Annotated in this window: 30 protein-coding genes and 1 pseudogene; 17 read left to right on the plus strand and 14 right to left on the minus strand. The window is 33.8% G+C overall.

Annotated elements, in window-relative coordinates:
* The first annotated feature begins 142 nt into the window (after window positions 1-142).
* Window positions 143-1,180, plus strand: a complete 1,038-nt coding sequence (locus K5S59_RS11080; protein WP_120450627.1) for a DUF4003 domain-containing protein — start codon at window positions 143-145, stop codon at window positions 1,178-1,180.
* 83 nt (window positions 1,181-1,263) lie between these two features.
* On the opposite strand, the gene K5S59_RS11085 is transcribed toward K5S59_RS11080, so the two are convergent.
* A complete protein-coding gene (locus K5S59_RS11085) occupies window positions 1,264-2,028 on the minus strand; it encodes a DUF817 domain-containing protein (RefSeq protein ID WP_098237398.1) in 765 nt (254 codons plus the stop codon).
* Between the two features lie 275 nt (window positions 2,029-2,303).
* On the opposite strand from K5S59_RS11085, the gene K5S59_RS11090 reads away from it, so the two are divergent.
* The 4 genes from K5S59_RS11090 (at window position 2,304) to K5S59_RS11105 (ending at window position 6,054) form a co-directional block, all read left to right on the plus strand.
* On the plus strand, window positions 2,304-3,338 hold the full coding sequence (locus tag K5S59_RS11090; protein WP_098258069.1) for a FecCD family ABC transporter permease: 1,035 nt from the start codon (window positions 2,304-2,306) through the stop codon (window positions 3,336-3,338).
* Window positions 3,339-4,355 (plus strand): FecCD family ABC transporter permease, encoded by a 1,017-nt coding sequence (locus K5S59_RS11095; protein WP_120450625.1) that lies wholly within the window; start codon window positions 3,339-3,341, stop codon window positions 4,353-4,355.
* A gap of 21 nt (window positions 4,356-4,376) precedes the next feature.
* The gene (locus K5S59_RS11100; RefSeq protein ID WP_098872841.1) at window positions 4,377-5,285 is read left to right on the plus strand and encodes an iron-hydroxamate ABC transporter substrate-binding protein; all 909 of its coding nucleotides are present in this window, start codon (window positions 4,377-4,379) and stop codon (window positions 5,283-5,285) included.
* 217 nt (window positions 5,286-5,502) lie between these two features.
* Window positions 5,503-6,054 carry a GNAT family N-acetyltransferase gene (locus K5S59_RS11105; protein ID WP_120450623.1) on the plus strand — a complete coding sequence of 184 codons (552 nt, stop codon included), beginning with the start codon at window positions 5,503-5,505 and terminating at the stop codon, window positions 6,052-6,054.
* Between the two features lie 72 nt (window positions 6,055-6,126).
* On the opposite strand, the gene K5S59_RS11110 is transcribed toward K5S59_RS11105, so the two are convergent.
* The 3 genes from K5S59_RS11110 to K5S59_RS11120 are packed head-to-tail and all read right to left on the minus strand — an operon-like array spanning window position 6,127 to window position 9,408.
* A complete protein-coding gene (locus K5S59_RS11110; protein WP_000811311.1) occupies window positions 6,127-7,425 on the minus strand; it encodes an ABC transporter permease subunit in 1,299 nt (432 codons plus the stop codon).
* A gap of 1 nt (window position 7,426) precedes the next feature.
* Entirely contained in the window at window positions 7,427-8,524 is a 1,098-nt protein-coding gene (locus tag K5S59_RS11115) for an ABC transporter permease (RefSeq protein ID WP_000688859.1), read from the minus strand.
* Window positions 8,521-9,408, minus strand: a complete 888-nt coding sequence (locus tag K5S59_RS11120) for an ABC transporter ATP-binding protein (RefSeq protein ID WP_000154127.1) — start codon at window positions 9,406-9,408, stop codon at window positions 8,521-8,523. The genes K5S59_RS11115 and K5S59_RS11120 overlap by 4 nt, the downstream gene beginning before the upstream one ends.
* A gap of 229 nt (window positions 9,409-9,637) precedes the next feature.
* Here K5S59_RS11120 and K5S59_RS11125 point away from each other — a divergent pair, with 229 nt between their 5' ends.
* Window positions 9,638-9,865, plus strand: a complete 228-nt coding sequence (locus K5S59_RS11125; RefSeq protein WP_001047302.1) for a coiled-coil domain-containing protein — start codon at window positions 9,638-9,640, stop codon at window positions 9,863-9,865.
* Between the two features lie 171 nt (window positions 9,866-10,036).
* Here the strand turns inward: K5S59_RS11125 and K5S59_RS11130 are convergent, their stop codons facing one another.
* A complete protein-coding gene (locus tag K5S59_RS11130; protein ID WP_120450621.1) occupies window positions 10,037-11,362 on the minus strand; it encodes an ArsB/NhaD family transporter in 1,326 nt (441 codons plus the stop codon).
* A gap of 262 nt (window positions 11,363-11,624) precedes the next feature.
* Here K5S59_RS11130 and K5S59_RS11135 point away from each other — a divergent pair, with 262 nt between their 5' ends.
* Together K5S59_RS11135 and bshB2 are read left to right on the plus strand one after the other, a co-directional pair.
* Window positions 11,625-11,975 (plus strand): YojF family protein, encoded by a 351-nt coding sequence (locus K5S59_RS11135; protein ID WP_000407039.1) that lies wholly within the window; start codon window positions 11,625-11,627, stop codon window positions 11,973-11,975.
* 15 nt (window positions 11,976-11,990) lie between these two features.
* Window positions 11,991-12,653: a bacillithiol biosynthesis deacetylase BshB2 gene (gene bshB2, locus K5S59_RS11140; RefSeq protein WP_000439468.1), complete on the plus strand. Its 663-nt coding sequence runs from the start codon at window positions 11,991-11,993 to the stop codon at window positions 12,651-12,653.
* Window positions 12,654-12,765: 112 nt separating this feature from the next.
* Here the strand turns inward: bshB2 and K5S59_RS11145 are convergent, their stop codons facing one another.
* Both K5S59_RS11145 and K5S59_RS11150 read right to left on the minus strand, forming a co-directional pair.
* Entirely contained in the window at window positions 12,766-13,194 is a 429-nt protein-coding gene (locus K5S59_RS11145; protein WP_120450619.1) for a cytidine deaminase, read from the minus strand.
* A 105-nt stretch (window positions 13,195-13,299) separates the two neighbouring features.
* The gene (locus tag K5S59_RS11150) at window positions 13,300-13,851 is read right to left on the minus strand and encodes a DUF5823 family protein (RefSeq protein WP_120450617.1); all 552 of its coding nucleotides are present in this window, start codon (window positions 13,849-13,851) and stop codon (window positions 13,300-13,302) included.
* Window positions 13,852-14,215: 364 nt separating this feature from the next.
* Here K5S59_RS11150 and K5S59_RS11155 point away from each other — a divergent pair, with 364 nt between their 5' ends.
* Window positions 14,216-15,415 (plus strand): multidrug effflux MFS transporter, encoded by a 1,200-nt coding sequence (locus K5S59_RS11155; RefSeq protein WP_000757964.1) that lies wholly within the window; start codon window positions 14,216-14,218, stop codon window positions 15,413-15,415.
* A gap of 578 nt (window positions 15,416-15,993) precedes the next feature.
* Window positions 15,994-17,385, plus strand: coding sequence for an amino acid permease (locus K5S59_RS11160; protein WP_120450616.1), 1,392 nt, complete (start codon window positions 15,994-15,996; stop codon window positions 17,383-17,385).
* A 49-nt stretch (window positions 17,386-17,434) separates the two neighbouring features.
* On the opposite strand, the gene K5S59_RS11165 is transcribed toward K5S59_RS11160, so the two are convergent.
* Window positions 17,435-18,454 (minus strand): zinc-binding alcohol dehydrogenase family protein, encoded by a 1,020-nt coding sequence (locus tag K5S59_RS11165; protein WP_098258064.1) that lies wholly within the window; start codon window positions 18,452-18,454, stop codon window positions 17,435-17,437.
* 187 nt (window positions 18,455-18,641) lie between these two features.
* Here K5S59_RS11165 and aiiA point away from each other — a divergent pair, with 187 nt between their 5' ends.
* Window positions 18,642-19,394: a quorum-quenching N-acyl homoserine lactonase AiiA gene (gene aiiA / locus K5S59_RS11170; protein ID WP_098237405.1), complete on the plus strand. Its 753-nt coding sequence runs from the start codon at window positions 18,642-18,644 to the stop codon at window positions 19,392-19,394.
* A 42-nt stretch (window positions 19,395-19,436) separates the two neighbouring features.
* Here the strand turns inward: aiiA and K5S59_RS11175 are convergent, their stop codons facing one another.
* The 3 genes from K5S59_RS11175 to K5S59_RS11185 form a co-directional block, all read right to left on the minus strand.
* Window positions 19,437-19,931, minus strand: coding sequence for a hypothetical protein (locus tag K5S59_RS11175; RefSeq protein ID WP_120450614.1), 495 nt, complete (start codon window positions 19,929-19,931; stop codon window positions 19,437-19,439).
* Window positions 19,932-20,020: 89 nt separating this feature from the next.
* Complete coding sequence (locus tag K5S59_RS11180; protein ID WP_098258062.1) at window positions 20,021-20,485, minus strand: DMT family transporter; 465 nt, start codon at window positions 20,483-20,485, stop codon at window positions 20,021-20,023.
* A gap of 13 nt (window positions 20,486-20,498) precedes the next feature.
* Window positions 20,499-20,945, minus strand: coding sequence for a DMT family transporter (locus tag K5S59_RS11185; protein ID WP_120450612.1), 447 nt, complete (start codon window positions 20,943-20,945; stop codon window positions 20,499-20,501).
* Between the two features lie 109 nt (window positions 20,946-21,054).
* Between K5S59_RS11185 and yeiL the strand changes: the two genes are divergently transcribed.
* From yeiL to K5S59_RS11205, 4 genes and pseudogenes are all read left to right on the plus strand, one after another.
* Window positions 21,055-21,747 (plus strand): transcriptional regulator YeiL, encoded by a 693-nt coding sequence (gene yeiL / locus K5S59_RS11190; protein ID WP_098872846.1) that lies wholly within the window; start codon window positions 21,055-21,057, stop codon window positions 21,745-21,747.
* 13 nt (window positions 21,748-21,760) lie between these two features.
* Window positions 21,761-22,036 (plus strand): annotated as a pseudogene (locus K5S59_RS11195) (glyoxalase superfamily protein); the annotation flags it as partial.
* A 141-nt stretch (window positions 22,037-22,177) separates the two neighbouring features.
* On the plus strand, window positions 22,178-23,221 hold the full coding sequence (locus K5S59_RS11200; RefSeq protein WP_087958873.1) for a flavin-containing monooxygenase: 1,044 nt from the start codon (window positions 22,178-22,180) through the stop codon (window positions 23,219-23,221).
* 385 nt (window positions 23,222-23,606) lie between these two features.
* The gene (locus K5S59_RS11205; protein ID WP_000666946.1) at window positions 23,607-23,855 is read left to right on the plus strand and encodes a hypothetical protein; all 249 of its coding nucleotides are present in this window, start codon (window positions 23,607-23,609) and stop codon (window positions 23,853-23,855) included.
* A gap of 36 nt (window positions 23,856-23,891) precedes the next feature.
* Here K5S59_RS11205 and K5S59_RS11210 read toward each other — a convergent pair whose 3' ends face one another.
* Both K5S59_RS11210 and K5S59_RS11215 read right to left on the minus strand, forming a co-directional pair.
* Window positions 23,892-24,929, minus strand: coding sequence for a serine hydrolase domain-containing protein (locus tag K5S59_RS11210; protein ID WP_120450610.1), 1,038 nt, complete (start codon window positions 24,927-24,929; stop codon window positions 23,892-23,894).
* A gap of 102 nt (window positions 24,930-25,031) precedes the next feature.
* Entirely contained in the window at window positions 25,032-25,226 is a 195-nt protein-coding gene (locus K5S59_RS11215) for a hypothetical protein (protein WP_120450608.1), read from the minus strand.
* 133 nt (window positions 25,227-25,359) lie between these two features.
* On the opposite strand from K5S59_RS11215, the gene K5S59_RS11220 reads away from it, so the two are divergent.
* Complete coding sequence (locus tag K5S59_RS11220; RefSeq protein WP_000397706.1) at window positions 25,360-25,641, plus strand: hypothetical protein; 282 nt, start codon at window positions 25,360-25,362, stop codon at window positions 25,639-25,641.
* Between the two features lie 28 nt (window positions 25,642-25,669).
* Here K5S59_RS11220 and K5S59_RS11225 read toward each other — a convergent pair whose 3' ends face one another.
* Window positions 25,670-25,960 (minus strand): DUF3784 domain-containing protein, encoded by a 291-nt coding sequence (locus tag K5S59_RS11225; protein WP_098872849.1) that lies wholly within the window; start codon window positions 25,958-25,960, stop codon window positions 25,670-25,672.
* Between the two features lie 117 nt (window positions 25,961-26,077).
* Here K5S59_RS11225 and K5S59_RS11230 point away from each other — a divergent pair, with 117 nt between their 5' ends.
* On the plus strand, window positions 26,078-26,359 hold the full coding sequence (locus tag K5S59_RS11230) for a MazG nucleotide pyrophosphohydrolase domain-containing protein (RefSeq protein WP_098258058.1): 282 nt from the start codon (window positions 26,078-26,080) through the stop codon (window positions 26,357-26,359).
* Window positions 26,360-26,440: the final 81 nt, after the last annotated feature.

Consider the following 26,440-nt stretch of genomic DNA (forward strand, 5'->3'; position numbering starts at 1 on the left):
TATCTATCCTTTTTGTCGTTGAGCTTAAAGGGGTGTAAGCGCTTGTAATCTTGATACTGATAAAGTAGATATAGTTATTATATTTGTTTTACATAATAGAAAAATATTGAAGGAAATACAGAAATAAGGTTGCAAAACCTGTATGAAATATAAGTATAATAATAGAGAAGAACTAGAAATAGGGGTGAATACTATGATTACATTAGAACAAAAGTTGGAGCAATACACACATACATATGGACAGCTAAAGGGAGAGCTAAAATGGAAAACGAGTGATTCTCGAACAGGTATGATGATTGCTGCTATGTATACAGGTAGTGATAAATTGTTTGATCTTGGACGTTTTTTAGAAATTAGTAGTTATATTAAGAATCAGGTGGGGATGTTTTCATACTTGAAGTCTTATCATCGCTTTGTGGTGGCCGCAACTTTAGATATTCACTTTACAGATTATAAGAAAGCTTTTCGGAAGTTTTTAGATTTATATGAACAATTGGTTGCTGGTGGTTTTAGCCGAAGTATATTTACTTATCTCGCAGCAGCTGTGCTTTTAACAGAAGAAAATGAACAACATGGCACGCACATTCAGCGTTCGATGCAAGTATATAAACGTATGAAAGAGGATCATCTTTTTCTTACAGGTACGAATGATTATCCGCTTGCAGTTTTGTTAGCAGGACAATCAGAGAATGTAGAAACACTTATGGACCGTGTAGAACGTCTTTATCAGAAACTAGCGAAAGCTGGTTTGCGTAAAGGGAATGATCTTCAATTTTTAAGTCATATTCTTTCGCTAAAGAAGGATGTTCGTGAAGAAATGTTAGTTGCAACATGTACAAACATTTGGAGTTTGTTAAAACAAGAAAAGGTAAAAGTGAAACAGATGCATTATCCAGCAATCGGGCTACTAGCGTTACTTGAAGATGGAGAAAAAGAGGTTCATGCTATTAAAGCATTGATTGAAAAATTGCAGGGAGAGAAATTATTCCGTTGGCATACAGATGCGAATATTCTTATTGCTATTCAACTGTTCGTAAGTCAAAAAGGTGAGGAAAGTAAAGCTACCAACACAGGTTTACAAACTATGATAGAAGTCCTCATACAAGCACAACAGGCAGCTATGATGGCAACGATTGCCGCTTCATCTGCAGCGACATCTTCTGCTAGTAGTAGCTCATAATGTGTAACTCCTTTAATAAGGAAGGTAAAAAAGCCCATCACTTTTTAATGAGTGATGGGCTACCTGTTTTTACATAATCAGCGTTATCTTTTCAACGCCTTCAAATGTTTAAGTTGTGTAACAATCATAATGCTAATAACAACGAGTAAAAACCATGAGCTAATTTTGCTTAAATGAACGAGATTCCACGCTTCCTGCTGATTTGGATATTGCCATGCTCCGAAAAATGTTGCGATGTTCTCTGCAATCCAAATAAAGAAACCAATAAGGAAAAAGGAGAGAACGAGTGGCATTTTATATGTAACGCCTCGTAATGAAAATTCTACAAATGTTCGAAAGAAAACGATGAATAATAGTAAAGTTAATACCCATCTAAAGTCATATAGAAAATGATGTGTGAAAAAATTAAAGTAAATCATTGCTCCTAAAGGTATTGCAAAAATAGCCCTTGGCCAATGATGCATTTGTAAATGCAATCTTCTCCACGCTTGGCATATGTAACTGGCAACACTTGCATACATAAAACCACTGTAAAGCGGAACTCCAAAAACTTTTGAATATGCTTCTTCCGGATAACTCCATGAGCCGAAATGTACTTTATATATTTCTAGTAGAAGGCCGATGAGATGGAAGATAGTAATTACTTTTAATTCGTCTTTCGTTTCAAGTCCAGTTTTGTACATAATCCACTGCATAAGAAGACATACGATGAGTATGAAATCGTAGCGGTATAACCCTGGGATAGAAATGATTTTTGATAGGGCTAGTGTTAAGAAAATAACGACTGGGAATAAGCAAGATAATGCTTGCTCGTAAGTGAAGTGTAGTAGTTGTTTTGTATAGAACATTGTGTCACCTTCGATGTTTTTGTTAGAAAACTCAAAATAATGATTAAGTATACTACAATTTTAAAAATAATCCAGTAGTCTATTTTGCGTGTATTTGTAAGTTTTGGAAAGGAATCGTAATAAGTATTTTAATATTTAACGAAGTGAAAAAATAGTTTGCTATTTAAAAAAAGTGGGGATATAATATCTAAATGAAAATGATAATTATTATCAATAATAATTATAAATTAAAAATAATTATAAAAAATAACTGAATATAAAGGATGAAATGAAACATGTTACATAAGTCTGCTGTACATGCCGGCAATAATCGCTGGATACATATTAAGTTCATATGTTTCATGAGCTTAACAATTTTATGTTTAATCGGATCTATATTTTTAGCTATTGCATTCGGTGCAAAAGATATCCATTTGCAAACTGTATGGGCAGCGGTTTTTGATTATAATCCGAAAGTAACGCAGCACCAAATTATTTATGAATTAAGGCTCCCGAGGGTAATTGGCGCAGTAGTGGTAGGAGCAGCTTTTGCAGTCGCAGGGGCAGTTATGCAAGGAGTAACGCGAAACCCTTTAGCTGATGCAGGTGTGCTTGGGATAAATGCAGGTGCGATGTTTGTAGTTGCACTTAGTTTTGCCTTTTTCCCGCATATGCCATATTCCTATTTAATGATTGTTTCCTTTATTGGAGCGGTTTTAAGTACAGTACTCATTTTTATTATTGGATCAGCAACATCAGGCGGATTAACACCGATGAGGTTAACGATTGCAGGGGCAGTTATGGCCGCGCTTTTGCATTCGTTAAGTTCAGGTGTCGCGATTTATTATGACTTAAGTCAAGATTTAGCTTTTTGGTACGCTGGTGGTGTTGCAGGGGTTAAGTGGGAACACTTGGAATTTTTAGTTCCTATTATTCTCATAACCATTCTTTTTGCGACAGTGATAGGGCGGTCTATTTCACTCATATCAATGGGGGATGACGTCGCTACGAATTTAGGAGTAAAAACGAATCGAACGAGAATACTAGGGATGATTATAGTAGTCATTCTTGCAGGTGTATCTGTTTCAGCTGTTGGTTCTATCGGATTTGTAGGACTTGTTATTCCGCATATTGCTAGAAAATTAGTTGGTGTGAATTATCGACTCATTATTCCTATGTCAGCGTTATTAGGAGCTATGTTATTAGTTTTAGCTGATTTAGGGGCAAGAACAATAAACCCTCCTAAAGAACTTGCGATAGGAATTATGGTAGCTCTTGTTGGAGTTCCGTTCTTCCTCTATATAGCACGTAAAGTTGGGAGGGAGCTATAAGTGAAGGATCTTTTGAACACAGATAAAAAGAGAGCTATTACTGTAACTACAATTTTTGGTTGTATTAGTATCGCTGTCATTTTAATTAGTTTAAATACAGGGACACTAAGCATAGCGCCACTTAAAGTAATTCAAACACTTTTCGGTTATGGTGATTTTGAGAGTGCAACAGTGCTATACGATTATCGTATGCCAAGAATTATAATTACAATGTTAGCTGGTATTGGCCTTGGGATTTCCGGTGCGATTTTACAAGGATTATCACGCAATGAACTTGCAGACCCTGGTATTTTAGGATTACATTCAGGTGCATCTTTTGGGTTAATTATATTCGTTACTTTCTTTCATTCTATTAATGAGAATGCATCGATTTTAATACCGTTATTTACATTTGGTGGGGGAGTACTAGCTGCGTTTTTAATTATTATGCTTGCGAGTGATCGATCAAAAGGCTTACTTCCTATTAGACTCATTCTCGTTGGTATTGCTGTTTCAGCTGGCTTTAGTGCGATTTCGTTATTTTTCTCCCTCAAGTTAAATGATGAGACATATACATTCGCTTCTAGATGGTTAGTTGGTAATGTGTGGGGAAGAGATTGGATTCATGTCCTAGCATTATTACCTTGGATTTTCATACTAACCCCGTATGCATGGCTAAAATCTAAAACGTTAAATGCATTGTCACTAGGTGATAGTGTGGCAGCAGGACTTGGTGTTTCTGTTCAAAAAGAACGGTTACTTCTTTTAGCTACAGCGGTTGGATTATCTTGCGCGAGTGTATCGATGGCAGGAGGGATTGGTTTTATCGGTTTAGTTGCTCCGCATATTGCAAGAAAGTTAGTAGGTAGTACCTATCAACATTTCCTTCCACTAGCTGGCATTATCGGAATGATTATTTTAGTACTAGCAGATACGATAGGTCGTTCTATATTCGAGCCAAATTCTATTCCAGCTGGTGTAGTAGTGGCAGCTTTAGGAGCACCGTATTTTCTTTATTTACTTACAAAAACAAAATAAATACTTTAAAGAGGAGAACATATGAAAAAGAAACTTACTATTTTATTTAGCATGATGTGTATTTTAGTATTAGCAGCATGTGGTCAAACGAAATCTAATGAAGAGGCAACGAAAAAAACTGAAAAAAGTAATAATCCGAAAATCGCTTCTATGTCCATTCACTTAACGAATAATTTACTGGCATTAGGAATTAAACCTGTAGGCTCTGTTATTGGTGGAGATTTAAAAGATTTCTTACCACATGCAAAAGGGCAGTTGAAAGATACGAAGAAACTTGGTGTTGTAACGGATCCGAATATGGAAGCATTACTTCAATTGAAGCCAACTGACATTTATGTGGATGAAAAATACGCGGGAAAAGATTTAGCGAAATACGAAAAAATTGCAAAAACACATTCTTTCAATTTAGATGAAGGTACGTGGAGAGATCAGTTAAAACAAGTTGGTAAACTTGTAAACCGTGAGAAAGAAGCTAATACATATATTCAAGATTACGAAGAGCAATCAAAACGAGTAAAAAGTTTAATAGATAAAGAATTAGGTAATAACGAAAAAGTAATGGCAATTCGTGTTACTGCAAAAGAATTACGTGTATTTAGTACGAAAAGACCGATGGGACCAATTTTATTCCAAGACTTAGGATTACAACCTGCAAACGGTGTAGAGAAAATTGATGGAAACCGTCCTTTCGAAATTATTTCACAAGAAGTATTACCTGACTTTGATGCAGATGCTATTTTCGTTGTTGTAAATAGAGATGATAAGGCAAAAGCTGCATTTAAACAACTTCAAGAAACACCAATTTGGAAAGACTTAAAAGCTGTTAAAGATAAGCACATATACATTATTAATGACCAACCATGGCTTGACTATTCTGCTTTAGGTAACAAAATGGCAATGGATGAAGCGGAGAAAATGTTTACGAAATAATATCGATTCGTCGTTAGGAAGATCCTCTAAATTTTGAGGGTCTTTTTTTATTGTTAGAATAAATGAAAAATTATACAATGAATGTAATTTAACGTAGAGGAGATGTGCCAATGTCAGCGCTTATTGTAAGTATCCCGTGTATAAATCAGTTTATAGAACAAGGGGATAAATAGGCTAGAATAATTATCCCCGTTACTTAATAAAGGGGGAGTTTGAAATGACAATGAATCTTTTTCAAAATAAATCAATTAAATTATCAGCTATGAGAGAAGCTGATGCTGCAGTAATGGCTATGTGGCAAGAAGATAGTGAGTATTTAAGGAATGTAGATACAGATGTAGCATTCCCGCAATCGATACAACAAATAGCAAGTGATGGTCTATTAAAGGGGCGAAGATCGAATAGTGTTTCTTTCATGGTAAGGACAGTTCAAGATGATCGCTTAATTGGTTTTGTTGCAATTCATGGTATAGAGTGGAATAACAGAACGGGTTTATTAGCAATTGGTATAGGAGATGCAAATGATAGAGGGAAAGGATATGGAAGAGAAGCGATCCATCTTATCTTAAAATATGCTTTCTATGAATTAAATTTGCATCGCGTTGGTCTGGATGTTATTTCTTATAATAAAGCTGCTATTGAGTTGTATAAAAAAATGGGTTTTCAGATAGAAGGTTGTATGAGAGAAGCAGTTCAAAGGGATGGGAAGTGTTTTGATCGTATCATTATGGGGATATTAAGGGATGAATGGATTGAGCTGCAAAAATAAAAGTGATGATATGAATAATGGACTAAAAAGGAAAACAAGGTAGGTATTAGTTTTCCTTTTTTATTTTTAGTTCTAATTATATTTTCTTATAAATAGTTTGTATCCTGCGAATAAAAGAGTACAGCCTAAGACAAAAGTTAACATAATCCCATTTGAAAGATTAATAGAAGGATTAAAAACTAAAGTCGCTGTTTCGCCAGTGAGAACACTGTGAATATTCACGTAAGTAAATGGATTGTAAGGAGAAGAGAAACTTTTCATTCCGATAAAAGTTATAATACCTACAATAGACGTTGTAATACTTAGGCTTTTTAGTACAAGTGATGAAATGTAGTAAAAAGAATATAGAAAAAACGTTAGTAAAACAGTTAGTAATAATACTTGTCCAAAGTAATTTTTCAAAGTGATAAAGTGAAATTGATCTTTAGTGGGATTTAAACTATTATACTCACTGCCAAATGGATTAGGCTCTGATCCTTCATATATAAGGACTGGGTAATTGAAGCTCCCGACTCCTTTCGTAAAATAGCTACATAACAAAGGAATAAGTAGCATTAGTAAAACAAAAACAATTGTAGAAAGGAATCCACTAAAATACTTTGTTATAAATAATGATTTTCGCTTAATAGGCAAAGTATAGTAAAAGTGTAAACCACGCTTCTTATTATTCATTTCAGAAGAGATATTGTTTCCGAAAATAAAGCATCCCAATAAAATGAGTACTGGTATATAGTAGTACTGGATTATTTGATATAAAAATAAAGAACCAGTTGTACCATAACGCATAGTACTCTTTTCCCATTGTTCTAAGGAACTACCTGTAAATTGATCGTAAATTGTAAATAGGAAGGGGGTATGAATGGTATTTTGAATGAATGGTTCAGCTTTAATTTTTTTCAGTAATACTAATTCTTCCAACGTTGCTCGTGGTGTAAATAAGGAAATATTTTGTTTCTCAATGACGAGAGGGAAAGAGTTAGTGCCTTTTGAGCTCTTAAACATAAATTGTAACTGATTTACATTTTCTTCATATAAGTCTTGCCAATTACCTTGAGAATAGTTCGTAATCCATTTGTTCTTCTTTGAAAGAGATTGCTGATATTCTTGAATAGCTAATTTACTTTCTGTGATTTTTTCAACATCGCCATTCCGTTCCGCTTCAATCTTTTGTAATTCTAGTTCTTTTAAAGCCTGTTGCGAAATGTTAACGCTATATTGTGCAAATGATAAATTTCCACGCTGGATATCTTTCGCGACAGAATAATTTAAGAAATATAAACTACTAACGAAAAGAATAGAAGTGAATACTGCAATCCATGTTGTTTTTTTCTTGAAATATTTTTTGAATTCAAATTGGAAGAGTTGTTTCATATTACACACCCCGCTTTCGATTCATACATATGGCACATAGTAAGAGCAAAAATGTACTTCCAATTAACACCACTGCACCTAATGGATAATATCCATTATTATCTAAAATGACGTGATCTATTTGTTGATAGGAAAGGGGAGATAGAAACGGATTCAAGCCGATTTTTGATAAAATGAAACCAAAGCTCAAAATAAAAGTGAGAATTAAATATGTAACAAGAGTATTTCTTATCCAAAATCCAATGAGCACTAATAAGGAAATAGCTACAGTGGAATAACATAGACTGTAAGTGAGAGCTGTTTTTAAGTATGTACCTGAACTAATTATAGTTTCTGTTTTTGTAAAAAGCGGGTAATTAAAAATATTACCGGTAGATTTTCCGAATATTCTTGGTAGTATATAAGACAGTGAAAATACTAGTAAAACCCATAGGAAACTAACCAGAAGTAAACTGAAAAATTTTATTAAGATATAGTGAGTACGAGAAATAGGTAAAGTATAGGTTAGCTTAATCGTATGGTCTTCAAATTCTTTCGTAATGACTGTACCTAGTAAGAGTAGTAAAATAAGAAATCCTGGGGCATTGAGTAGTAGTGAAATTATTTTTTTTATAAATAGAGATGGTTGAATGGAAAGGTCAAGGTCTTCTTTTGGCAAACCTTGTTGTAATAAGTTTTCATTCAGTTGAATTGCTTTTTTCATATCTTTTTCGCTGGCTGAGAAACTTCCTTCTACTTGTTGAAAGCGCATAGCTAAGTCATACACTGTCATTTCAGTCTGTAATTCATTTTTCCACTTGTTATCTTTTACTTCTTGTATAAGTTGATTTAAATTTTTAAATAGCGGAAGTCCAATCTCTAATCGAGATTCAATTTTTGCGTTAGGTCCTTTTTTTAATGTATCTTGATCTCCTGTAACTTGATTAGAAACTTCTGTTTCATATTTAGAAAATAATTCAATTTTTTTCATTTGGACTATATTTTGTTTTAGTGCATTATGCAGAAATAACCCGCAGATGATTAGCATAGTAGCAATGATTAAAGTAAAGAGAATGTTAGAGTAGAGCATTTTTTTTAGTTCGAATAGAAATATTTTCATGTCGTTTCACCACATACATTAAATACTTCTTCATATCTTTTTTCAGAACCGATAACTTCTTTTTGAATATCAATAATATTAATGTTATGAGAATAAAATAGGTTAATAAGGTCTTGGATGGTGTGGTGTTCTAATTGGATTCGAAGGCCTTTCTTAGTTAACGCTGCTCGTACGTTTTCTTGTAATAAAACGTGTTGTGCATGTTTTAAATTTGAAAATAAGAAGTGATAATAAATCTTTTCGTACTTTGTCATATCCTCTTCTATTAATTTGCCGTCTTTTAAAAAAAGAATCTTCTTTGTAACACGGTCAATTTCTGATAAATTATGAGAAGAAAGAATGATTGTTGTACCTTCTTCTACTAAGCGTAATAAAATATTCCTCATCAGTATCGCACTAGTTGGATCCAAACCATTCAAAGGTTCATCAAGGAACATAAGCTTTGGTTTGTTTAAGATTGCCATCGCTAAGAGAAGGTGTTGCTTCATACCTAAGGAGTAATCTTTAATTTTCCTCTTCGTGTAACTGTCCATTCCTACATATTTTACAACTTCATTCATACGTTCTTTTGAAATTTTTTGCACATCACAAATGAATGCAAGGTGGTCGTAGCCGTTTAAATAGTCATATAGTACAGAATTGTCCTGTAAAAAAGAAACGTCTTTAAACACTGAAACATCTTTGTTAGATCTCCCCATCAATTCAATACTTCCGGATGTAGCTGGCAAAAGGTTGGTAACTACATTTAAAAAAGTAGTTTTACCAACACCGTTAGGACCTACTAAAGCCCAAATTCCTGGGGAGTTGATTGTGAGATTAATTCCATCTAATATTTTTTTATGTTTGTAACTTTTGGATAAATTATTGATAGATAAAATAGTCAATCATAATCCCTCCTTTCCAGTTAACTGGTATAAAATGTAATTGATTTTAATTATAACTGAAAATTCAGACTTGTGAATAGGTATATTTATAAATTTAAGCTTTTTTCTAAATCTCATTCTTAAATCTATTATATGAATAATTTAGAAATGAGACTGTGAAGAAAGGAATAAGAGCACTTGTTGGAGAATTTTTACAATGTGTCGATTAGAGAAAAAGGAGCTATGCAAAATGAATTTAGAAAAAGCAAAACCAGTAAATGAAGAGGTCGCTGAATTGAAGGAACTAATTAAAGAATTACACGGAAGTGTACATCAACTTCAAAGTGAAGTGCAGCAACTAAGGCACGAAAGACCGGTTGTTGAAGTGAGAAAAGGTGTTCAATTATCGCCAGCAATCGTTGGACAAATTGGCGGTATGATTTTAGGTGGTTTAGCAATTATAGGTATATTTTGGTGATGAAAAAAAGGTATGCAATGTAGAGTTGCATACCTTTTTCGTTGTCGTTATTTGTCGGTAAGTCGATGTTATCTGTCGAATCGCCGATATATTTAGAAAATCGTTGATATATTCGAAGAAACGATCGATATATTTTAAAAATCGTCGATATAATTTCACGCACTACAATTTTTACAGTAAATAACGTAAATAAATATAAGCATGTGATAATAGTAATGCAATGATTGTTAACGGTAACCCAATTTTTAAGAAGTCCATATACGAGAAAGCATGTCCTTCACGTTTTGCAATACCAGCTACCACTACGTTTGCGGATGCGCCGATTAATGTTCCGTTTCCTCCTAAGCAAGCTCCAAGTGATAACGCCCACCATAGTACTTCGATTTGCGGAGAGTCTACAGATAGTCCGAGCCCGGTAGCTAAATCTTGAATAAGCGGGATCATCGTTGCGACAAAGGGGATATTGTCAATTGTCGCAGATGCAATGCCTGATACCCATAAAATAAGTACCGCAGCGAAACCGATATCGCCATTTGTTACGTCGAGTACTTCTTTTGCGAGTGAAGAAATAAGTCCGATATCAATTAACCCGCCAACGAGAACGAATAGTCCGGCGAAGAAGAAAATGGTTACCCATTCAACGTGGGCAAATACATCTTCAATATCATGTTCTTTTACGCCAATTAGCATAAGAAGTGTAGCGCCTGTCATCGCGATAACCGCAGCGTCTACATGAATAATCGAATGAAGTACAAAGCCTAAAATAGTTAGTCCTAAAATTGAAATGGATTTTAAAAGGAGGCTTTGATCTTTAATATAATCTTTTTCGTTCAATGCCATTAATATTTTAATTTGCTCAGTAGTTGTTTTTAGTTTGTTACGATACATAAAGTAAATAATGCCAAGTGTAACGATAGAAATAATAATTACGATTGGAGCTAAGTTTAGTAAAAAGGCATTAAAGTCTAAATGCTTATTTGCCGATCCGATCATAATGTTCGGTGGGTCACCGATTAATGTTGCTGTTCCGCCTATATTTGAAAATAGCACTTCTGAAATCAAATAAGGAACAGGGTTTACTTTTAAAATACGTGTAATGGATAGTGTAACAGGAACGATTAGTAAAACGGTTGTTACGTTGTCCAAAAATGCTGATCCGACAGCAGTTAATAGGGATAGCAATAATAAAATGCGGATTGGTTTTCCGCCAGCTGCTTTTGCCGCTTTAATGGCTACAAATTCAAATACGCCTGATTGACTCGTAATATGTACGAGAATCATCATCCCAATTAAAAGGGTAATCGTTTCCCATTGAATATGTGATGTGAAAGCGGTATGTAAATCTACAACGCCAAAAATAATCATAATAGCAGCGCCGAATAGTGCGATTACGGCACGATTCAATTTCTCAGAAATAATAAATCCGTACGTGATTAAAAATACGGCAATTGCAAAATAATATTGCCAATTTGCTACTTCATGTGCTGATTGTTCCAATCATGTCACCTTCTTTAAAGTATGTATTCAATTGTCGAAATATATCTCGCTATATTAATACGGGATAAAATATATTGTAGCAAATTCAAAAAAGAAAGAAAACTATTTAACAAAGTGAAGGAAAAAATATGATTTTTACATATCATATAAAAAATATAAAAAACACAGTGCAAATTATTAGGAAAAGTGAGCATTGTCCTCTAATATAGAGATAGCAATTTACATTATTTTTGCGTAAAATGGTTTAAAGAGGTGAATTCCGATGGAAATAGTAAAAGATAGTTCTCTTATTCAAAATGAAATTGAACGTTTTGTAAATAAAGATGTATATATTCATTTAGAAACAACGAACGGAGCGTATGCGTCACACTTTAACGAAAAGATGATGACAGTTGGAGCATTCATTCGAAATGCAATTATTCGCTTTGAGCGCGGGAAGATTACTGGAACGAATCCATACCGAGTTGGTTTGAAAATGGATCATGGTTGGGTATATGCAGAAGGTATTACGCACTGGGAAGTAGACGATAAAGAGCGTTTATTACTTGCAGGGCATGATAATCAAGGTCGCTTAGCAGTTGCACTTGAGTTAAGCTTAACACCATTTAAGTAAGAAGGAGGGAAACTTATGGAGAGACATGTACTTGTTGTATTTCCGCATCCAGATGATGAAGCATTTGCGGCGGGAGGAACAATTCGCTTATTAACAGATCAAGGAGTACCTGTAACATATGCGTGTGGTACTTTAGGACAAATGGGACGTAACATGGGGAAGAACGTATTCGCTAACCGTGAAACGATTCCAAATATCCGTGAAAAAGAATTAAAAGATGCATGTGAAGCGATGGGGATTCAAGATTTAAGAATGCTTGGTTTCCATGATAAAACGTTAGAATTTGAAGATGTTGATTTCGTTGCAGATAAAATTGAAGCAATCATTCAAGAAGTAAATCCATCTCGAATTATTACATTTTATCCAGAGCACGGTGTACATCCAGATCATGATGCATTTGGCCGCGCAGTCGTTCGTGCTGTATCACGTATGCAAAAAGAAGAACGTCCAGTCATTCATGCAGTTGCGATTACGAGAAATCGTGAAGCTGTATTAGGTGAGCCGGATGTTGTAAATAATATTAGTGAAGTATTCGAGCATAAATTAGCTGCACTAGGTGCGCATCGTTCACAAACAGAAGCGATGTTAGAAGAAACACATGCAAAAATCAAAAATAAAGATGCAGCAACTTTAAAATGGCTGCAACTTGAACAATTTTGGACTTATAAATGGGAGTAGGCTAGAAGGGAACCTTCTAGTAGCTCTTACATAGAAAAAGCACCGTCATTTGTGACGGTGCTTTTTTAGTGAATCATTTTTATTCTTCCGCTATTTGCGAGTAGCCTTCACTTTATCTCGTACCCCATTCTTTTGCGAATTCATCATGATATGCTTCGCTCCAATGGTATGGCTGCAACTCTTTTAACGGTTTAAAAATAACATCTTGTTTAGAATTTGTAATGGCGCATAGTACTTCTGGCCCCCAATAAAATAAACGTTCTTGGCATACACCACAAGGTGATAATACTTTTAACACAGAATGCTCATTTTCCCTTGCAAGACAAATCGAATGTGTAACTTTCTTATGGAATTTATGTGCTTCTAAAATAGCACCTGTTTCCATACAAAGTTCTGTTGAAGCGTTTATTACGTCTGGGGCAACACTTGTATAAATGGATCCATCTTCTACACGGATTGCTGCAGCTCCGCCCCAATTATGTGGATATCTTTGGTCAATTAAATTTTTCACTGCATCATATAATTGTTGTTCAATGCTCAATTGTATTTCCTCATTTCTATGTAATTTTCGGTTTAATGACTGTTATTTTTTAGTAATACCGTTAAAAAAGAATAGACACTCAATTTCAAACTATGAATGTAAGAATTACTTTTCATCTGCATACTTTTCCTCTAAGGCAATTAATAGAGGAATTGATATAGTTACAAGAATGATTAAAGTGGTTATAAAAGATTTAGAAAGAGAAAAAGAACCTTCGATTAAAGGTGATAAAAACTTGAATGAAAGTATACTTGTTATTAAGGAAACTACTAAAAAGCTAAAAAGAGACACATTTTTATTTTTGATAGATGTTTCTATAAAATCTTTAAGACAGCTTATGACGACAAATATAGTTAATATAATAAGAGAAATAAAATAATGTGTTACATTTGTCATACTAATAGTAGAATCGTCTATTATGTAAGAAAGTAACTTAGATACTAACATACCTCCAAATAATAAAATAATAAAAGCAAGTAATCCTTCCGATGTATAAGTGCTGAAATTATCTTTCTTGTTAAAGAGTTTATAATTCAGAGTAGATTGGCTTATTTGAATTAGGAATAGGGTAATAATCCACACATAATATACAATTGGTAATTCTCCTGAGAATAGAGCAATCAAGAAATTTATTACTGTCCTTAAAATTTCAATCATTACGAAAGGCCTCCTGTTTGTAAGCTTTACGACATTAAAAATGCTGGTCTATTGCTTGATAATTAGAACTATTAATTCAAACTATTTCTAATTATTCCATAAAAAGGTGGTATCTTCAAGTTATCTTTTTAACAAAGCCTCCAAGGCTTAACACTAGAAAAAGAAACGCAATATGTAATATAATTGAAAAAGTATATTTAAAAAATCAATGTTAATATTACCCTCCTATAAGTATTAACATACGTAATTGAGGTGTTTTCTTTGTTGTTTTATGATCGAATTTCTATAATGGCCCCTCCTGTTCCGTAGCTTAGGAAAGTCTCTTTATTTCTGAGATTTTCAAAGTTATAGGAGGGTATGAAAAATGAAAAAAGTCTCAGTACCATCAATTTTGTTAATGATTATTCTTGTCGCATTTCCGCAAATTAGTGAAACGATTTACACACCGTCTTTACCTGACATTTCAAAGGCGTTACATGTAAGTAATAATGAGGTACAGTTAACTCTTAGTGTGTATTTCGCTGGATTTGCTTTAGGTGTATTTTTTATTGGATGGTTATCGGATATAGTTGGCCGTCGCCCGGCAATGTTATTTGGAATTGTAATATATGGTGTAGGTAGTTTCTTATGCTTTATTGCAAATTCCATTGAAGTTTTATTGCTAAGTCGTTTTATTCAAGCGTTTGGAGCAAGTGCTGGCTCTGTTGTTACACAAACGATTCTTCGTGAAAGTGTAGAAGGGCATAAGAGGCATGTTATGTTTGCTCAAATTTCGGCAGTCATTGCTTTTACACCAGCGATAGGACCGTTAATTGGTGGCTTTCTAGATCAAATGTTTGGATTTAAAATCGTATTTTTAAGTTTAGTAGTAATGAGCGTCGGGATTTTTCTGTATACGTTTGTTTCTCTTCCAGAAACAAAAACGGGCTCAGTAACGAATAAGATAAATGTGTTTTCTGTTTTAAAACGATTGATTACAAATCCTAAAGTAGTAACATATGGGGTATTAATTGGAGGAGCGAATGGTGTTTTATTTAGCTATTATGCAGAAGCACCGTTTATCTTTATTGAATACTTTCAATTATCGCCTAGTATGTATGGATTTTTAGGGATCGTTGTTGCTTCCGCTTCTATTATTGGAGCGAAAGTTTCGAAACGATTGCTTGCCACGTATAAACCAGAGAAGATTATATATATTGGTTGTCTTGTAATGACAGGAGGAGCTATCCTTTTATCTGTTATTACTTCACTGGGATCAAATCCAAACATAATATATATGATTGTATTTTTAGTAGCGATGTTTATATTGCTATTAGGAATTGGGATAGCGTTACCTAACTGTTTAAGTTTAGCATTAGTAGATTTTCAAGATGTTATTGGTACAGCCGGAGCATTGTTTAGCTTAGGCTACTATGTAATTGTGACGATGACAATTTGGGGAATGAGTCAGCTGCATACAGGATCGTTACTCGTGATGCCACTTTATTTTCTGATTATTGTAGTTATCATGATGGTGTTTACTAAAGTGTTTATTTTAGGGAAACAAACTTCAAAAATGATTTAAATGTGAAATGGTAAAAGGGTCTCATTAAAAATGAGACCCTTTTATATGTTATCTCGCTATTTTGAGGTAGTAAGGTTCCTGCCTCAAAATTGGGCTGGACTAAAGAAATTAGTAGTTTATTAATATATTAAATTTCTGGTTGGTATATGAATCGGACGTGTGGGAAATTACGTTATCAACTATAAAGATTGAAGTGAATGGGATGTGAAACAGAGGAAAAAATACTCTCCTCGGTTATTTATATTGTAATAATATTCATACCGGAATCATATTGAATAGATGTATTTTATTGTTAATTTAGTTAAAAATTAATCAGACTTATGTATAATAATTTATTGAAAAAATAATTGAATTTTTCAGATTAATGAATTAATATAAGATAAGTAATTTTAAGATTTATAGAATATTGGAAGATGAAAGGTTTTGAGGGTTTTATAAGAGGCAAAAAACGATTTTAGGATAGCTTTAAAGTTAGTCTAAAATGACGTTTGCTTCATCATTTTCAGAGCCGAAAGGAATTAGGGGAAAGTATCTTGTATTAAAATGCGGCTATGAATCATCTAAGAGGGGGAAATGAAGTGGCAAACAAGGAATTGAAAAGGGGCTTAGAAGCACGTCATATTCAAATGATCGCTTTAGGCGGAACGATTGGTGTTGGTTTGTTTATGGGGTCGGCCAGCACGATTAAATGGACAGGTCCGTCAGTAATGCTTGCTTATGCGATTGCAGGTATTTTTATCTTCTTCATTATGCGTGCGATGGGTGAAATGTTGTATATGGAGCCGAGTACAGGTTCATTTGCGACGTTCGGTCATAAGTATATTCATCCGTTAGCTGGTTATATGACAGCGTGGAGTAACTGGTTCCAGTGGGTTATCGTTGGGATGTCAGAAATTATTGCGGTAGGAGCATATATGCAATATTGGTTCCCAGACTTACCAGCATGGATACCAGGTGTAATTGCAATGGTTATTCTTGGCGCAGCTAACTTAATTTCTGTTAAGTCGTTTGGCGAATTTGAATTTTGGTTTGCGATGATTAAGATCGTTACGATTCTATTAATGATTATTGCAGGATTTGGACTTATTTTCTTCGGAATTGGTAACGGCGGAGAAGCGATTGGCATATCAAATCTTTGGTCAAATGGCGGTTTCTTTACAGGTGGTTTTTCAGGATTCTTCTTTGCATTATCACTTGTAGTGGGTGCATACCAAGGTGTGGAATTAATCGGTATTACTGCTGGTGAAGCAAAAAATCCGAAGAAGACACTTACAAGAGCGATTCAAAGTACAATTTGGCGTATTTTAATTTTCTATATTGGTGCTATTTTCGTTATTGTAACTGTGTATCCGTGGGATCAATTAAGTACAATTGGTAGCCCGTTCGTAGCAACTTTTGCGAAGGTTGGTATTACAGCAGCAGCTGGACTTATTAACTTCGTTGTTATTACAGCGGCGATGTCTGGGTGTAATAGTGGTATTTATAGTGCGGGTCGTATGCTTTATACGTTAGGTGTAAATGGACAAGCGCCGAAATATTTCACGAAACTGTCTGGAAATGGTGTACCTTTATTCGGTACAGTTGGCGTAATTATCGGTTTAGCGGTTGGTGTTGTATTAAGTTATATTGCACCGAAAAACTTATTCGTATATGTATATAGTGCGAGTGTACTTCCTGGTATGGTACCATGGTTTGTCATTTTAATTAGTCAAATTAATTTCAGAAAAGAAAAGGGAGCAGAGATGAAAGATCATCCGTTCAAAATGCCATTTGCTCCTGTTACAAACTATTTGACGATTGCCTTTTTAATTATGGTATTAATCGGAATGTGGTTTAACGATGATACACGTATTTCACTAGTTGTAGGTATTATTTTCTTAGCTATCGTTACAATTAGTTTCTACGCTTTCGGAATAGGGAAACGACGTCCGTTAGATGTTCCAAATGATCAGGAGATTTCAAGTAAATAAAGATAGTAAAAAAGTCCGATTTCTCATTTGGAAATCGGACTTTTTATTATTAAAATTTCTCTAAAACGATCTTCCCAATTGTACTGCCGCTTTCAAGCAGGGCATGTACTTTCTTTACATTTTCAGCGTTAATTGGTGTTAGTGTTTCATTTAATGTAGTCTTTAAAATGCCTTCATCTAACAGTTCGCTTACTTTATTTAATAGTTCGTGCTGCGTAATCATATCACCAGTTTCATACATCGCTTTTGTGAACATAAACTCCCAAACGAATGTAGCACTTTTACTTTTTAAAATACCCATTTCAAGAGGGTGTTCATTTTCTACGATAGAGCAAATTTTTCCTTGTGGTTTAATAAGCTCACATATTGCTTGCCAATGTTGATCTGTATTGTTTAAGCAGAAAATATAATCTACATCTTTTAGCCCAAACTCTAATATTTGATCTTGTAAAGGCTGGTGATGGTTAATAATATAATCGGCACCAAATTTTTCAACCCAGTGTATCGTTTCATTACGGGATGCAGTTGTGATTACATTCAGTCCAGCCCATTTTGCAAGTTGAATTGCAATCGAGCCAACACCACCAGCACCGCCAATAATTAAAATGTTTTTGAATGTATTCTCATCTCTTTTATTATAATCAATACCTAAGCGTTCAAATAAACCTTCCCAAGCCGTAATAGCTGTTAAAGGAAGTGCTGCAGATTCAGCATCACTTAACGTTTTAGGTTTCTTGCCAACGATTCTTTCGTCAACTAGGTGGTATTCACTATATGTACCTTGTCTCGTAATACTTCCAGCGTAAAATACTTCGTCTCCTTCTTTAAATAACGTACAACCTTCGCCTGTTTGTACGACGACACCACTAGCATCCCAGCCGAGTATTTTTGCTACATCTTCTTTTTTATCTTTCGGAGAGCGAACTTTAGTATCAACTGGGTTAACGGAAATAGCGTTAATTTTAACGAGTATATCTCTTCCTGTAGCAACAGGTCTTTCAACTTCAATATCAATTAAACTGTTTTCTTCTTCAATAGGTAAGTATTCATGTAAACCAATTGCTTTCATTTCTATTCCCTCCATTAAAGTAAGAGTCATTTTCTCTTTTATTATAGATGGTGAAATGCCATTATGTAAAAAAGAACATTCTTTTTTATTTATGCTGGTATGAAAGTGTGGAAGGAGTTTGCTTCTAAAAAGCAGAATTTTTTACTGTGTTACTTTATCTCAAATTAAAAGTAAAGGTGGATACATAATGACAGTAAAGAAGCTTTATTTCATCCCAGCAGGTCGTTGTATGTTAGATCATTCTTCTGTTAATAGTACGCTCACACCGGGGAATCTATTGAACTTACCTGTATGGTGTTATCTTTTGGAGACGGAAGAGGGGCCTATCTTAGTAGATACAGGTATGCCAGAAAGTGCGGTTAATAATGAAGGGCTTTTTAACGGTACATTTGTCGAAGGGCAGGTTTTACCGAAAATGACTGAAGAAGATAGAGTCGTGAATATTTTAAAACGGGTTGGTTATGAGCCGGAAGACCTTCTTTATATTATTAGTTCTCACTTACATTTTGATCATGCAGGAGGAAATGGCGCTTTTATAAATACACCAATCATTGTACAGCGTGCTGAATATGAGGCGGCGCAGCATAGCGAAGAATATTTGAAAGAATGTATATTGCCGAATTTAAACTACAAAATCATTGAAGGTGATTATGAAGTCGTACCAGGAGTTCAATTATTGCATACACCAGGCCATACTCCAGGGCATCAATCGCTATTAATTGAGACAGAAAAATCCGGTCCTGTATTATTAACGATTGATGCATCTTATACGAAAGAAAACTTTGAAGATGAAGTGCCGTTTGCGGGGTTTGATTCGGAATTAGCCTTATCTTCAATTAAACGTTTAAAAGAAGTTGTGATGAAAGAGAAGCCGATTCTTTTCTTTGGACATGATATAGAACAGGAAAAGGGATGTAAAGTGTTCCCGGAATATATATAGTGCAAAAAGGTCATGAGCTTACGTGCTCATGACCTTTTTCGTTTAAATAATTTTTTTGAATAAGTTATAAACTTTTTTAGAACTATCTTCATTTAATTGATAGTACGTAAGATTTACATCATCAGGAGTATCTTGCTGAGCAATCATCACTTCGTTATTGTGATGGTCAACTACCCATATGAAATATTTTTTATAAGTTCCATCCTCGAAAGTAATCCACATATCACAATCTATTAAATCTGATCCTTCTTCATCTAATGTTAATTTTCCTTTTTTGGCGGTATCCATACTGTTAATGAATGTTTTTAATTCATCTGTTTTTGTGAGAAAGATATCCTTTTTTGTTTTAATTGACTCGACATGTATATCTTTTATTTCCTGCTTTCCTAAAAAGACAAGGGGCTCATTCGGGTCTCTTTGAGTTGAAATGATAGTAGCTTTTTTCTTTGGTTTATTTGCTGTATAGAAATCTTGAATAGATTTCCCAGAGTTGAAAAACCATGCGATTCCAAAAATAATCAATGCACTACCTAGCAGTAAAATGATTTTCTTAATAGAATATTCTCCTCTCTATTACTTCATATGAAGAGCTTTTCTATTAATATATGATAGGTAAGCGTAAAGTATTATAGTTGAACTTGGTTATTCTGCACAGTTTTAACAGGGCGATCTACGAGTAAATTGTAAGTGAGTCCGATTAGTACGAAAATGCCACCAACAACCTTTCCCGTAGAGAGTTCGTGTGACAAGATGAAATCAATGATAGTCCCCGCAAATAATTGTCCAATAAAGATGAGTAACGTTAAATAAAATGCTGATATTTTAGGCGTAATATAGTTCGATAACGAGATGACGATAACGCCTACTAATCCGCCTAAGTAAACAGCGATAGGAATAGATTGCAACGTATGACTAGGAATGTATATTGAATCTGAACTGAAAATTAAAAATAACATAGAGAAAAATAATCCAGTAATATAATTAAAAAACGTGCCTTCCCAATTTCCAATTTTCGCTGCTAAATTCGCATTAATAATTCTAGCAACAACGATAGAAACACCAGCTAAAATAGCGATAGTAATATATAACATTTTCTTGCCCCCATTAATAAATTGACATGATTATAATTCCGGAAGAGATGAAACATAATCCAATTAGTTTTTTCTTTTCAAACTTTGCAACTTTCATTCCTAATAAGCCGAAATGATCAATAACGATGGAAGCAATGGATTGACCAAGTAAACTTAATGCGATTGTAATAGATGCACCAAGGACGGAGAAACTTATATTATTAAAAAGGACAGTGAATACTCCAATCGCTCCAGCGCTATATAGAAAAAGTGGAATACCTTTATCGAAACGAATTTTATTTTTATTTATGATTAAAACGAAAATAACTGCAATTAAACCGACAAGGTGAATGACAACGCTCGCTGTGTACTTGCCAATTAACTCAGATAAAATCCCATTCAATGGTAGCATAACGGCGATGAGCACACCAATAAAGACAGAAAGAAAGTTATACAATGTAATATCCCCTTTAATTTTCATATTTGTAATGACTGTATCATGCTGAAATTGTGTATTACTATGACATATGTCATAGTGGAAGAAGAAAATTTTGATTACAATGGGGATGAGTTGTAAAGGCGGGGGAACTATGAAGAAAGTATGTAATTCAATTAAATTAGCAGAGTATATGAAACAAAATAATATTGATTCATTTTTTAGTAATGATATGAAACCGTATATGGAACTTATATTTTTTAAAAAGAATGAGTTTATTTGTAGAGAAAATGAAGAGATAGATTATTTATTTTTCTTCGTTGAAGGAAAAGCGAAAGCGTTTAATACATTAAGTAACGGGAAATCTGTATTGTTATGTTTTTATGATAGTTTACAGCTGTTAGGAGATGTGGAATTAATTCATTCTCAAAAGACGGCTTCAAACGTACAAGTGATGGCAGATTCATATTGTGTTGCTTTACCTTTAGGAAAAGTGAGAAATAAACTATTTCATGATGCGAAATTTTTACGATGTATTTGCGGATCATTAGCACATAAATTAAATCGACTTTCAAAAAATAGTACAATTAATTTACTATATCCACTTGAAAATAGACTTGCGAGTTACATGTTAGCAGCAGGGGAACGAGCGGTGCAGCACGGAAATCGAATTGTATTTAGTGGGAATTTAACGGAAACAGCTGAATTGTTAGGAACGAGTTATCGGCACCTATTACGTACATTAAATATTTTTTGTGATAAAGAGATTATAAAAAAGAACAATGGTTGTTTTGAAGTAGTAAACGTGGATGTTTTGAGGGAATTGGCGGCAGATGTTTATAAATAGGAGGAGATTATAAATGATTACACCTATATTTAGAATTTTTGATGTTGAAAAAGCAAAGCTGTTTTATTTAGATTTTTTAGGATTTAAACTGGATTGGGAACATCGGTATGAGGAACATATGCCATTATATATGCAAATTTCGTTACACGATGCTGTAATACATTTATCAGAACATCATGGGGATGCTTCGCCAGGTGGTGCGATTAGGGTGAAAATAGATAATGTAGAGGATTATCATTCTATATTATTGAATAAAGGATATGCTTATGCAAAACCCGATATAAATAAATGGAATGAAGAGTAGTTCATAAAGCAGTGAACTACTCTTTTTCATTTTGTTAAACAGATTGAAATATTGAAAAATAAATCGTATCATAAAACATATGAACGAATGAGCATATATTCATACGTTTTGAGAAGGAGGAAAAAGATGTTAGATGTAATTATTATTGGAGCTGGTCAAGCTGGATTAACAATGGGATATTACTTGAAGCAAGAAGGATATAATTTTTTATTACTTGAGGCAGGAAACCGAATTGGGGATTCATGGAGAAACAGATATGATTCTTTACAGCTCTTTACACCGAGAGAATATAGTAGTTTACCCGGGATGATATTAAAAGGGGAAAGGAATGAATTTCCACATAAAGATGAAATTGCAACGTATTTAGAAGAATATGCAAGACATTTTCAATTACCAATCCAATTGCAAACGGAAGTTTTAAAAATAAGGAAAGAGAAAGAAATATTTGAATTGCACACTCCTACAGAAATTTTACAATCGAAAAAAGTTATTATCGCATCGGGTGGGTTTCATCAACCATTTATCCCTTCAGTTTCAGAAAATCTTTCATCACATGTTTTTCAAATACATTCATCACAATATAAATCACCATCACAAATTCCACAGGGGAAAGTACTAGTAGTAGGTGGCGGGAATTCAGGAATGCAAATAGCGGTAGAACTTGCAAAAACTCATGAAGTTATGATGTCTATCAGTCATCCTTTAACGTTTTTACCGTTACATTTTTTTAGAAAAAGTATTTTTAATTGGTTAGAAAAATTGGGTTTATTGTATGCTGAAGTTAGTACCAAGAGGGGGAAATGGTTTCAGAAGAGAAAAGATCCTATTTTTGGATTTGAAGGTAAGGAACTCATTCGTAATGGAGCAATACAACTACAGGAAAAAGTAGTAAGTGCATCAGAAAATAACATTATGTTTCAGAACGGTGAAACATATAGTACAGAAAGCATTATATGGTCAACAGGTTTTATTCAGAATTATAACTGGATTGAAATTGAAAAGGCAGTGAATGAGAATGGATTTCCCAATCATGTAAAGGGGATAAGTCCAGTAGGAGGATTGTATTATATCGGTTTACCGTGGCAGTCTCAAAGAGGTTCTGCACTTATTTGTGGTGTAGGAAAGGATGCGGCGTATTTACTTTCTGAAATCAAAAAAATAGATCAGTAGCAGCGACTACTGATCATCCATATGTACATGAATTAGGAGAGGTCAAACATTTATTAACTTTATTATAATTGATTTTTATAAGAATAAAAACTGAAAATTCTAATTTTATGTTGAGAAAGTTTTTTGTATCGAAATATATAAAAGAATAGGGGTTTTAAGTAAAAAGAAATATGATATTTATCCCGCATTAACGGGCAGTAAGACCCCTACCTCAAAATCCAGCGAAAGCAAAGAAGTTAGGTGGGGGTCGGGCTGCCCGTAAAAGCCCGATTGGTGAGGGCTGATTAAAGTTTCACTTTATATTTTAATAAAGTGTGATATAGTTTATAAAGAATAGATTACCTTAAATGTTATTTTATTACATATAAAGTAAGGGGGAATGGTTGTGAAGTTTGATGATCAACGCCTACTAGGAGTACGATTAGGTTCTGTACTAGTAACAGAGGAAAATCAATATTTAGTAATTAAGAAAAAAGATCATTATGCACTATTAAATATACATAATTTAGAATGCACACATGTTGAAGTGCAGTTAGAACATATTGAAGAAATGTTGCAGGAAGATTTCCAAGAAAGTATAACGGAGATTATTGCGCCAGAACATATAAAAATTGTTGCGAAAAATGTAATATAAATAAAGAAGCTGGAAGGAACAGCTTCTTTATTTTCATTATAAGGATAATGTTTTTAACACTTCACCAATAATCCCTTCCATTTGATGAACACCTAAGTCAGCGTTAGTCATTATAACAGCACCATTACCTCGGTATGGATAGCATACCATCATACATTGAAATCCCACGCCCCATCCAAGTGAATACATTTGTAAGTCTTCGTTAGAATCATCTAGAAAAACACCTAATCCAGTCCATTTTGAGCAACCTTGAGGAGAAATCATATCTTGTACTAATTTTTGAGAAAGTTTTAGTCTGCCCTTTCCTTGTAAGGAATGAATGATTTCAATTACTAAAGTTGATAAGTCTGTTGGTGTGGTCCAAATACCTGAAGCAGCTGCGAATGGATAAAATGGATACTTCTCATTTGTAACGGTGCCATCTTTATTATGTCCGCAAGCAAAATCATCGGTTTTATGTATGTCTTTAGAAGAGAAGATTGTACTATTCTTCATTTGCAGTGGCTGAAAGATATATTCTTCAAGTAAAAGGTTGAATGATTTTCCAGTTATATCTTCAAGTAGTAGTTCAATAATGCAAAAGTTTGCATCAGAGTAGCGAAATTCACTTTCTGGTTTATAAGTCACTTCAATAGGTATGGAGCAATATGAAGTTTTACCGGCAAGGAGTTCAGACATGTTTGGTCGCCCTTGTGCAAATGTATAATGTTCAAAACTATTAGGAGGGTCAATAATTCCAGATTGGTGACTTAATAAATTTCGTAACGTAACTTTTTTCTGAGAGGTGAATAGATTGGTAGGTATGTTCCAAGATGTGAGTGTATTATTTACGTCTTCGTCTAAATGCACGATTTCTTGATCTGATAATGTTAGTACGAGCATTGTAGTGATGAATTTACTAATTGAACAAGAATTGAATATAGAATTTGTAGTGACAGTTCTAGTTGTTCCTGATTCAAGTGTTCCAAAAGCAGCGACTTCGTCTAGTGTGCCATCACGTATAACGGCAAGACTCAAACCTGCAACGGAATATTGGTTCATTTTTTCGTATATATTGTTACTTTTTAAGTTCATAGTGACTCCTTTCTTTAAAAAGACAGAATGTTAGTTCTATTATACAGTAGTAAATAGAGAGAATAAGAAAAAACTTCATCTTTTGTCGATGAAGTTTTTTAGTTAATTTGAAGTGAATGTTTTAAAAAATTTGTCTCGGTACATGTACATAAGCCATGAGGTTGTTAGTAAGGAAATAATACTTTGTTTGTTTGGAATTGGCGCATTGAAAACAAGCCAGCCAACGATATCAAATAATACATGTAGTGCAATTGAAAGAACTACAAATTGTAGTAACGTCTTAAAAAATCTTTTCATAAAGTGTCCCCCTAAAATAAAAGGTTTTATCAACAGTGTTGTATATTACTATTATACATTAAATGTGTCATGTGGTAAAATTTACATAAGTTAGTGAAATAAAACAAATGAAAGCTAATGAGGAGGAATAGTCATGGAATTTTGGATGATCATACCGATAGCGGTCTTTGGATTTATTTATATTGCTGAAAAATTAAATAGAATCGAAAAGAAAACGGATGCCCGTTTAAAGAGGATGGAAGATAGATTACAGCTAATTTCGAAAGAAATGGGAATTGTAGATAGAGAACCTGAAATTAATAAAGAGTTGCGTCAGCTTATGGAAGAAGGAAAAACAGTTACAGCAGTTAAGAGAGTAAGAGAGGCTTTTGGTTTTTCCTTATTAGAAGCGAAGCAATATGTCGATAAATTATAAAAAAGATCATCCATTTGGGTGATCTTTTTCATTTCACCATACGTGTATTTACATAAGCAGCGATTATAACGTGGCCAATTATAATGATAGGAAATAAGATTTTGACATTAGGAGTAGTGAAGACACTACCAATTGTGGCAATAGCACCGGCAGTTAAATTATAAAGACCAACTATTTTTGATAACTTACCTTTATCTGGCACACGCTGTTCATTAAATCCTGATAAGAGCCAAGTGTATTGTTTAACTCCGATGAAATAGGATAGTGCAAATGAAATAATTGCTAGTATGAATAATGATGGGGAAGCGAAGAGAGTCATTGAAAACACCTCCGTTAAAGAGTTATAAATAAATTATAGTATGAATGTTATAATTTAACAAAATACATTTTAAGTGTAATAGAAAAACGGAGTATGTATCATGAAGGGAGATTAAGTATGAATATTGTGGAATTCCAGAGATATGTATTAAATTTCAGTAAAGAAAAAGGATTTCAGGATACAACCATTGAAGAGCGTACGATGTATACGATGGCGGAATTAGGTGAGTTAGCGGAAGTTATACTAAAGCGTGATAAAATAAAAGATTCGAAAAGAGAGATTGGTTTAGAAATGTTTGATGTCATTTGGAATGTATGTGATTTAGCAAACAAGTTAGAAATTGATTTAGAGAAGGCATTTGAAGAAAAAATGAGGATTAATAAAAAACGTGAATGGTAATAGGGAAGTTAAAAAGCGCACAAAATTTTGTGCGCTTTTTATTAATGGTATGAAAAATATGTAAGAAAAGATGGAACAAAC

The sequence above is a fragment of the Bacillus sp. BML-BC051 genome, from assembly GCF_019656175.1.
GTDB classification, from domain to species: Bacteria; Bacillota; Bacilli; order Bacillales; family Bacillaceae_G; genus Bacillus_A; species Bacillus_A mobilis.